Origin of the sequence: Synechocystis salina LEGE 00031, assembly GCF_015207985.1 — a bacterium.
GTDB classification, from domain to species: Bacteria; Cyanobacteriota; Cyanobacteriia; order Cyanobacteriales; family Microcystaceae; genus Synechocystis; species Synechocystis salina.
On the sequence record NZ_JADEVV010000096.1, the window covers coordinates 1 to 4,249 of the forward strand.

At 50.5% G+C, this 4,249-nt stretch carries 5 protein-coding genes and 1 pseudogene; 4 read left to right on the forward strand and 2 right to left on the reverse strand.

The genetic code is table 11. From position 1 onward, the window contains the following. Nucleotides 1–487: pseudogene (locus IQ217_RS18500) on the reverse strand (SpoIID/LytB domain-containing protein); the annotation flags it as partial. 215 nt (nucleotides 488–702) lie between these two features. Here IQ217_RS18500 and IQ217_RS18505 point away from each other — a divergent pair. Genes IQ217_RS18505 through IQ217_RS18520 form a run of 4 tightly spaced genes read left to right on the forward strand, consistent with a single transcriptional unit; the run spans nucleotide 703 to nucleotide 3,815 of the window. Further along, a complete protein-coding gene (locus IQ217_RS18505) occupies nucleotides 703–1,887 on the forward strand; it encodes an NAD(P)H-quinone oxidoreductase subunit H (protein WP_010872566.1) in 1,185 nt (394 codons plus the stop codon). A gap of 42 nt (nucleotides 1,888–1,929) precedes the next feature. Beyond that, nucleotides 1,930–2,310 carry a hypothetical protein gene (locus IQ217_RS18510; protein ID WP_194021372.1) on the forward strand — a complete coding sequence of 127 codons (381 nt, stop codon included), beginning with the start codon at nucleotides 1,930–1,932 and terminating at the stop codon, nucleotides 2,308–2,310. A gap of 23 nt (nucleotides 2,311–2,333) precedes the next feature. Further along, nucleotides 2,334–2,666 carry a hypothetical protein gene (locus tag IQ217_RS18515; RefSeq protein ID WP_338116583.1) on the forward strand — a complete coding sequence of 111 codons (333 nt, stop codon included), beginning with the start codon at nucleotides 2,334–2,336 and terminating at the stop codon, nucleotides 2,664–2,666. Between the two features lie 33 nt (nucleotides 2,667–2,699). Further along, nucleotides 2,700–3,815, forward strand: coding sequence for a YheT family hydrolase (locus IQ217_RS18520; RefSeq protein WP_194021373.1), 1,116 nt, complete (start codon nucleotides 2,700–2,702; stop codon nucleotides 3,813–3,815). 81 nt (nucleotides 3,816–3,896) lie between these two features. Here the strand turns inward: IQ217_RS18520 and IQ217_RS19430 are convergent. Further along, on the reverse strand, nucleotides 3,897–4,249 hold a 353-nt coding region (locus IQ217_RS19430), incomplete at its 5' end, for a transposase (RefSeq protein ID WP_338116554.1).

The window sequence follows — 4,249 nt, forward strand, 5'->3', positions numbered from 1 at the left end:
GTGTAGCAGGGGCGGGACGGGCCGACGGGGATGGAGTGCTATTTTGAACGGAGGAATTATTGCTGTTACCGGACTCCACAGTGGCATTGGGGGCATTATCTGTTACCCCGGCGGCTGTCCCTGGAGAGCTTTTCGCCAAGTTTGCAGCTGTAATGGGGCGGGGACTTTTCAAGCCTGAAGCGGAATCCTGGGGAGGGGCAGGAATTTGACTCAGGGGTGGTAACGTCTTAATTAGTTCTTCGCCAGCCATGTCGGCCCTTACTTCGGTGCCATTATCTGTTTTGCCATTGGCGATAGCACTGGAGTCTTCACCATAGCCACTCCAGGCCAATAACAGGGGAATACTGCCAATGGAAGCGAGGGGAATCAGCATCAACCCCCATTTACGAGAAATCCGCCAACGGCCGGCGATCGCCTGAAAAGAAAAACTTTTAGAAGACTTAAGAAATTTGAATAAAGGGAAGGGAAAGGCAGTTATTTTTTTCATGCCACCGGAAAAATTTTTCAAACCACACCCCGCTCCAGCACATTGGAAGCAAAACAACAAAACTTTGAATATTGTAGGCCGGTTTCCCCCAAACGGCCGCCGGGGATCAATCCGCTAGTAATGCCTTGCCTCCCCAAGGGCCATGCCATATCATTTGCTAAAGAGATCTTCTCGTTCAACCACACCACATCCCTGCCGATCGCAGTTTACCGGGTATGACCAAGATTGAAACCAGAACCGAACCAATGGTGCTCAACATGGGCCCCCATCACCCATCTATGCACGGGGTGTTACGCCTGATTGTGACCCTAGATGGGGAAGACGTGGTGGACTGTGAACCAGTGATTGGTTATTTACACCGAGGCATGGAAAAAATTGCTGAAAGTCGTACCAATATTATGTACGTTCCCTACGTTAGCCGTTGGGACTACGCCGCCGGTATGTTCAACGAAGCCATCACTGTCAATGCTCCGGAAAAGCTAGCCGATATTGAAGTGCCCAAGCGGGCCCAGTATATCCGGGTGATCATGCTGGAACTGAACCGCATCGCCAACCATTTACTCTGGCTTGGCCCCTTTATGGCGGATGTGGGCGCCCAAACTCCCTTCTTTTATATTTTCCGGGAACGGGAAATGATTTATGACCTGTGGGAAGCCGCTTCTGGTATGCGGTTGATCAACAATAATTATTTCCGCGTTGGTGGGGTTGCAGTGGATCTGCCCTACGGTTGGAATGACAAATGCGAGGACTTTTGTGACTACTTTTTGCCCAAGGTTGACGAGTACGAAAAATTAATTACCAACAACCCCATTTTCCGTCGTCGGGTAGAAGGGGTGGGCACTGTGACCAGGGAAGAGGCCATTAACTGGGGCTTATCTGGCCCCATGCTCCGGGGTTCTGGGGTGAAATGGGATCTGCGCAAGGTGGACCATTACGAGTGCTACGACGAGCTTGATTGGGAAGTGCAGTACGAAACCGCTGGGGATTGTTTTGCCCGTTACTTGGTGCGTATCCGGGAAATGCGGGAATCAGTCAAAATCATTCGTCAGGCCCTCAAAGCCATGCCCGGTGGCCCCTACGAAAATCTGGAAGCCAAGCGACTCCAGGAAGGCAAAAAGTCGGAGTGGAATGATTTCCAATACCAGTACATTGCCAAAAAAGTTGCCCCCACTTTTAAAATTCCGGCCGGCGAACATTACGTGCGCTTGGAGAGCGGTAAGGGAGAGTTGGGCATCTTCATTCAAGGTAATGACGATGTGTTCCCCTGGCGTTGGAAAATCCGTTCTGCGGACTTTAACAACCTGCAAATTCTGCCCCACATCCTTAAGGGGGTAAAGGTGGCGGACATTATGGCAATCCTCGGTAGCATCGACATTATCATGGGATCGGTGGACCGCTAGGTGGGGTTGCCCAGTTCTAATTAAGTTTTTCTCCCTTTTTCCATGGCTAATAAGGTCGCTAAAGCGAAGCATCGCTCTAAATCTAATTTTGGTGATTTTGTCTTCAGTCCCCTAGCCCTATTCCTAGCGGTAGTGGCTTGTATGGGGGGCACGGCCTTTATTAGCTATAAATTGGGGGATGCGGCTCTGGAGGGGGTTGTGCAACCGCCCAGTAACCCCATGGAGCAGTTTGTGATCCCGCCCACGGATGGGGAAAAGGCCAAAGATGAGTCAGATTCCGGTGCGAAGTTCAAGCCAGTGAATATTCAACAGGTGGCGAAGGAAACTAGGGGATATATCAAAAAACAACAGAAAATGCCTAAGGGGGAAGCTAACTCCACTAATGCTGACCAGGCGGAGACGGATACGGAAAAAAAGTCTTAGATGCTGATGCGCCCAATCCCCCAGTGAGCGGCGAAAATCAAGGGGTATTGATGCGGGTAGAAAATGTTGTCCACGATCGCCGTCGCCTCAAGTTGGCAGTAAGTTTGCAGAATAATGGCCCGGAGGAAGTGGAGTTTCTGTACAGTTTTTTGGAAGTCAGGGACCAGGATAATAATCTGTTGAGCTCCTTTGCCGATTCTTTGCCCCCCACTTTACCCGGCGATCGCCAGGTGTATAACGGCACCATTGAATTATTTGGGCCACTACCGGATTCGGTGCGTGGTGTATCAATCCGTTTAGCCAGCTATCCCGATGAAAAGGTTAAATTGCAGATTGATGCTATTCCCATTCCCTAGCTAGCTAGATTCCACTGAAGCTCCAATCAATTTATGCGATCGCCTCTGTTGGCTCCGTCCGAAAAACGTCAAGTGTTACCCCGGTTTACCTCCCCTTGGTATTTATCGTCGGGCTTGGCCATGACCATCTACACTGCTTTCGTGGCCAATCAGCGTAGTTTAAACTCAGCCCAGGCCGGGGAACCTGAATATATTGCCCAAGTAATGACCGGCTCCCGGGCGGTGCCCCTACAAACGTGGCGATCTCCCATTCCTCCCCAGGGCCAGGGAACACTAATTGCCACCTATGGCATCACCGGATCCCTGGAAGATCAGGGCTTTTTGCGACAATGGGGACGCTGGGCCCATGAACGGAACTATGGCGTAATTTTGTTTGACTGGCGGGCCCACGGTAAATCGGCGGAACTCTCCCCCACCCTCACCTCCGATGGCTTGTATGAAGGGGAGGATTTTGTCTATTTAGCGGCCCAAGCTAAAGCTTTGGGTTATCCTGGCCCCTTTTGGTTTGGGGGTTATTCCCTGGGGGGTCAGCTTGCCCTGTGGGGAGTGTATAAGGGTCAAACTTTGGAAGATTGGCGAAATAACGACGCAATGCTAACTTCCCTTTCGCCCACGGACATTGGGGGAGCTATGGCCGTTTGCCCTAGCCTTGATTCCCAGCGCTCCCTCAATTATTTAACTAGCCATCCTGTGGGAAGGTATTTGGAAAAGGCGATCGCCAACAAGCTGAAGGAATTGGCCTGGCAGTTACATCGCCACCATCCAGGGGAGTTTGATCCCCAAGCCATTGAACGGGCCAATACCATTTGGGGTTTTGACCACAATTTGGTGATCGATCGCCTGGGATTTGCTTCGGTGGCAGATTATTACGAAGCCAGTAGTGCCCTACCCCTATTAAGCAAAATTGTTAAACCAACCCTATTGCTCTACGCCGCCAATGATCCCATGTTCCATCCCGCCATAGCGGAGGAATTGGCCAGCTTGCAAAACCAACTTACCGGCGTGGATTTACAGTTAACCCCCAAGGGCGGCCATGTGGGCTACATTGCCAATGCCCGTTGTCAAAGGGAAAACAATGATCCCGACGAAAATTGGGCCATCCATCGCACCCTAGATTGGTTGGATCATCAAAACTCCCCCCCTTCATAAAACTTCCCCCTTATTAAGGGGGGATTAATCACCACGTCATTAAGGGAAGCTAGGAGGATTAATCGCTATCTCATTCAGGACTTACGCAAAAGAAAACTTAAGAGTAGGAGAACGAAGCTGTTGACGCAGGAAATCAGACCATGGTTGATGAGATATTTCGTAGACTGTCAATGGGCTATTAACGGCTTGACGACGAAGAAAGTTCCAGACCTGTAAGGCACAGTGAATATGATTACGTTGAATGCGTCCCTTGCGACATTGACAGGCTTCTACACCAGTCAACTGCTTTAGTTCACGATGAAACTGTTCAATCTTCCAGCGCACCCGACACTCCTCTCGTGTCGCCTGAGTCGAATCTTGAGATAAGTCATTAGTCACGACGAATTCCGTCCGGTGTGGTGACACCGTAACTCGGAACAGTTTCACTTTTTTCT

Coding starts and splice junctions, on each gene's coding strand:
- IQ217_RS18505 (WP_010872566.1), top strand. CDS start 703: ATGACCAAGATTGAAACCAGAACCGAACCAATGGTGCTCAACATGGGC.
- IQ217_RS18510 (WP_194021372.1), top strand. CDS start 1,930: ATGGCTAATAAGGTCGCTAAAGCGAAGCATCGCTCTAAATCTAATTTT.
- IQ217_RS18520 (WP_194021373.1), top strand. CDS start 2,700: ATGCGATCGCCTCTGTTGGCTCCGTCCGAAAAACGTCAAGTGTTACCC.